Genomic DNA, 4,148 nt, shown 5'->3' with positions numbered 1-4,148 from the left:
GTCACGGGTCACCTCACTTGTCCCTATGCCTCGAGCGTCCTGGCGGCGCTGGTCACGGGCCATGTCCGGCACATTGCATACAGTCGACGGATACTGTATGAAGATTGTTATCCCGCATCCCGTGGGTGATGTCCAGGGGTCGCGCAGCACTTTTCAGTCGTGCGGCACTTTTGAGACGGGAGCCAGATCATGGACCTGTACGAGCACCAGGCCCGAGGGCTCTTCGAGGAACACGGCATCCCGGTACCGAGGGCGGACGTCACGTCCTCGGCCAAGGAGGCGCGTGAGATCGCCCGTCGGCTCGGCGGCCGCGTCGTCGTGAAGGCGCAGGTCAAAACCGGTGGCCGGGGCAAGGCGGGCGGTGTGAGACTCGCCGCCGACCCGGCTGCCGCGGAGATGACGGCACGGCAGATCCTCGGCATGGACATCAAGGGACACACGGTCGACAAGGTCATGCTGGCCCAACCCATCGACATCGAGGCCGAGTTCTACGTCGCCTACGTCCTCGACCGCGCTGCGGGCCGGTTCCTCGCCGTGGCCTCGGCGGAGGGCGGCATGGAGATCGAGGAGGTCGCCGTCCGTCGCCCGGAGGCCGTCGCGCGCATTCCCATCGACCCGGCCGAGGGCGTCCACTCGGCGAAGGCGGGCGAGATCGCCGCGGCGGCCGGGCTTCCGCCGCAGGCCGGCGACGTCCTCGAGCGGCTGTGGGAGGTGCTGGTCCGGGAGGACGCCGTCCTCGTTGAGGTCAACCCGCTTGTCCGTACAGAGAAAGGCCAGATTCTCGCTCTCGACGGCAAGGTCACTCTCGACGACAATGCCCGCTTCCGGCAGACCCGTTGGGGCGCCGAGGGAGCGGTGCCCGACGACCCGGTGGAGGCGGCGGCCGCCGCGAAGGGCCTCAACTACGTCAAACTCGACGGCGAGGTCGGCATCATCGGCAACGGCGCCGGCCTGGTCATGTCGACCCTCGACGTGGTCGCCGGCTGCGGTGCCCGCCCCGCCAACTTCCTCGACATCGGCGGCGGGGCATCGGCGCAGATCATGGCCGACGGGCTGTCCGTCATCCTGTCGGACCCGGACGTGAAGTCGGTGTTCGTCAACGTCTTCGGCGGGATCACCGCCTGCGACGCGGTCGCCGACGGCATCGTCCGGGCCCTGGACGACGTGCGGTTGACCAAGCCGCTCGTCGTGCGCCTCGACGGCAACAACGCCGTCCGCGGCCGCGCCATCCTCGACGAGCGTGCCCACCCCCTTATCCAGCAGGCCACCACCATGGACGGTGCCGCCCGCCGTGCCGCCCAACTCGCCCACACCAGCTGAAGGAGCGGTAGATGGCGGTCTTCCTCACCAAGGAGTCCAGGGTCCTCGTCCAGGGCATGACCGGCGGCGAGGGCATGAAGCACACCCGGCGCATGCTCGCGGCCGGTACGAACGTCGTCGGCGGCGTCAACCCGCGCAAGGCGGGCCGCAGCGTCGACTTCGACGACCGTGCCGTACCCGTCTTCGGGTCGGTGGCCGACGGCATGCGGTCGACCGGAGCCGACGTCACCGTCGTCTTCGTGCCGCCCGCCTTCGCCAAGGCGGCGGTCGTCGAGGCCGCCGATGCCGGGATCGGCCTCGTGGTCGTCATCACCGAGGGCATCCCGGTCCACGACTCCGTCGCCTTCACCGCCTACGCGAAAAAGAAGGGCACCCGGATCGTCGGCCCCAACTGCCCCGGGCTGATCACACCCGGCCAGTCCAACGCCGGCATCATCCCAGCGGACATCACCAAGCCGGGCCGCATCGGCCTGGTGTCCAAGTCGGGCACGCTCACCTACCAACTCATGTACGAGCTGCGCGACATCGGCTTCTCCACCTGTGTCGGCATCGGCGGCGACCCCGTCGTCGGCACCACCCACATCGACTGCCTCGCCGCCTTCCAGGACGACCCCGACACCGAACTGATCGTCCTCATCGGGGAGATCGGCGGGGACGCCGAGGAACGGGCGGCCGCGTACATCCGCGAGCACGTCACCAAGCCGGTCGTCGGCTACATCGCCGGCTTCACCGCGCCCGAGGGCAGGACCATGGGCCACGCGGGCGCCATCGTGTCCGGTTCGTCGGGCACGGCGCAGGCGAAGAAGGAAGCCCTGGAGGCGGTCGGCGTCAAGGTCGGCACCACCCCGACCGACACGGCCCGCCTCGTGCTCGCCCTGCTGGACGTCGACCGTGACACCACTCGTGGCTGACACGGACTGACTGCCGGGAACGACGCAGTGTCCGCCGGAGACATGCGGCGCCTGCGCGTTCCCTCCTCCTACCGCGACCAATGGTCGCGCGGCCACGCATGCCGCCTCCGGGCAGCTGCCCGGCCTCCCGCCCCCGACTGTGCACCGAGAGCGGAGACACCGCATGACCACCACCCTCAACGCCACCCAGCTCGTGGTGAAGTCCGGCACGTCCTGGGAAGACGCCTGGCGGCGCTGCCTCGCGGTCGCCCCCGAGGCGTTCCAGGACGACCGCGTCCTCAACCTCTGGAACTCCGCCTGGCGGGCGGACGGCCGGGCACTGCCCGCCACCAGCCCCGTCGACGGCAGCCCGATCGCCGGCCCGCCGCGCCTGGACGGGGTCGCCGCCCAGCAGGCGGTGCGCGCCTCGCTCGACCAGCACCGCGCCTGGCGGCACGTCCCCCTCGACGAGCGCCGCGCCCGTGTCGCGGCCACCCTCGACGCCCTCACCCAGCACCGCGAACTCCTCGCCCTCCTGCTCGTCTGGGAGATCGGCAAGCCGTGGCGGCTCGCGCAGGCGGACGTCGACCGGGCCATCGACGGAGTGCGCTGGTACGTCGACGGCATCGAGCCGATGGTCGAGGGCCGGGCCCCGCTGGACGGCCCGGTGTCCAACATCGCGAGCTGGAACTACCCGATGAGCGTGCTCGTTCACGCCATGCTGGTCCAGGCACTGGCAGGCAACGCGGTCATCGCCAAGACCCCGACCGATGGCGGTGTCGCCTGTCTGACCCTGGCCTGTGCGCTCGCCGCCCGCGAGGGGATTCCCGTCACCCTCGTCAGCGGCAGCGGGGGAGAGCTGTCCGAGGCGCTGGTGCGGGCGCCCGAGATCGGCTGCGTCTCCTTCGTCGGCGGTCGCGACACCGGCGCCGCGGTGGCCACCGCCGTCGCCGACCTCGGCAAGCGCCATGTACTCGAACAGGAGGGACTCAACACCTGGGGCATCTGGAACTACACGGACTGGGACGCGCTCACGGCCGTCGTCCCCAAGCTCTTCGACTACGGCAAGCAGCGCTGCACGGCGTACCCGCGCTTCGTCGTCCAGCGGGAGCTGTTCGACGAGTTCCTGGCGGCGTACCTCCCGGCCGTGCGCACGCTGCGCGTCGGGCACCCGCTCGCGGTGGAGCACCCCGACGCCCCCTACCCGGCACTGGACTTCGGGCCGGTGATCAACGCGGCCAAGGCGAAGGACCTGCGCGACCAGGTCGCCGAGGCCATCGCCCGCGGTGCCGTCCCCGTGCATCGCGCCAGTGTGGCGGACGCCCGCTTCCTGCCCGGTCAGGACACCTCGGCATACGTCCAGCCGGTCACGCTCCTGAATCCGCCCCCGTCGTCCCCCCTGCACCACGCCGAGCCGTTCGGCCCCGTCGACACGATCGTCCTGGTCGACACCGAGGCGGAGCTGCTGGCCGCGATGAACGCCTCGAACGGCGCGCTGGTGGCCACGCTGTCCACGGACGACCAGGCGACCTTCGACCGGCTCGCGCCGCAGATCCGCGCGTTCAAGGTCGGTCACGGCAAGCCGCGTTCGCGGGGCGACCGGGACGAGTTGTTCGGCGGGTTCGGCGCGTCCTGGCGCGGTGCCTTCGTCGGCGGTGAGCTGTTGGTGCGCGCGGTCACCCAGGGCCCGGCGGGCGAGCGCCTGCCCGGCAACTTCCCGGAGTACCAGCTGATGCCATGACCGGCGGCCGGGCGGTGCCCGCGTGAGGGCGCCGTCCGGTGACCGGCTGGACCCAGCCCACTCCACGCCCGCGGCCTTCGCGGAGGCGGCGTCTTCGCCTGCTCTCCGCCGAACGGCCGATCGCGCGGGGCAGGCGCGATCCTCACGGCGCCCCTGGCGCCGTACACACCAAGACGGACCAGTGAGGTGGCGATCAT

Annotated in this window: 3 protein-coding genes; all 3 read left to right on the top strand. The window is 71.2% G+C overall.

The window, feature by feature from the left end:
* Positions 1–189: 189 nt before the first annotated feature.
* Complete coding sequence (sucC, locus tag ACIBNA_RS44795; protein ID WP_399171231.1) at positions 190–1,320, top strand: ADP-forming succinate--CoA ligase subunit beta; 1,131 nt, start codon at positions 190–192, stop codon at positions 1,318–1,320.
* A gap of 11 nt (positions 1,321–1,331) precedes the next feature.
* A complete protein-coding gene (sucD, locus tag ACIBNA_RS44790; protein WP_399171230.1) occupies positions 1,332–2,231 on the top strand; it encodes a succinate--CoA ligase subunit alpha in 900 nt (299 codons plus the stop codon).
* A gap of 163 nt (positions 2,232–2,394) precedes the next feature.
* A complete protein-coding gene (locus ACIBNA_RS44785; protein ID WP_399171228.1) occupies positions 2,395–3,951 on the top strand; it encodes an aldehyde dehydrogenase family protein in 1,557 nt (518 codons plus the stop codon).
* Positions 3,952–4,148 lie beyond the last annotated feature (197 nt).

Origin of the sequence: Streptomyces sp. NPDC050164 (genome assembly GCF_044459945.1) — a bacterium.
Taxonomy (GTDB): Bacteria; Actinomycetota; Actinomycetes; order Streptomycetales; family Streptomycetaceae; genus Streptomyces; species Streptomyces coeruleorubidus_A.
The sequence above is the reverse complement of the archived record's forward strand: the minus strand, read 5'-3'. Positions and strand labels throughout refer to the sequence as shown.